A 527-nucleotide genomic window follows, 5' to 3' on the forward strand; every position below is an offset into this window, starting at 1 on the left:
TATCTTAATCAAGATGAACTGACAAAAGAGAAGTTTGTATGCAATCCATTTGTGGAAGGAGACATCATCTACAAGACAGGAGATCTTGTCCGCTGGCTTGAGGATGGCAGTATTGATTTTATAGGCAGGTTAGATGATCAGGTTAAAATTCGTGGCTACAGAATCGAACTGGGAGAGATAGAGACTGTTTTATCATCCCTGCCAGGAGTTGTGCAGTGTTGTGTATTGGCTAAAGAGGATGTTCAAGGTACTAGGCGTTTGGTGGGCTACGTAGTATTGGAGGATATTCTAGAGAAAGAATATCTCCAAGAACAATTAAGGTTGGTTTTACCCGACTATATGGTTCCTGCTCTTTGGGTTGCTATGGAATCGATGCCTTTGACCTCTAACGGTAAACTGGACAAGAAATCCCTGCCTGAACCGGATAGTTCTGTATTATCGACAAAGCAATACGTGGAACCCCGAAATGATGTTGAAATGCGATTGGCCGCTATCTGGCAGGATTTGCTGGGAGTTGAAAAAGTAGG

The 527-nt window shown here is 42.9% G+C and carries 1 protein-coding gene; it reads left to right on the top strand.

Translation table 11 applies throughout. The features are described 5' to 3' along the window. On the top strand, positions 1-527 hold a 527-nt coding region (locus ACFS3A_RS26750), incomplete at both ends, for an AMP-binding enzyme (protein ID WP_449267449.1).

The organism is Flavobacterium notoginsengisoli, from assembly GCF_042686225.1.
GTDB lineage: Bacteria > Bacteroidota > Bacteroidia > Flavobacteriales > Flavobacteriaceae > Flavobacterium > Flavobacterium notoginsengisoli.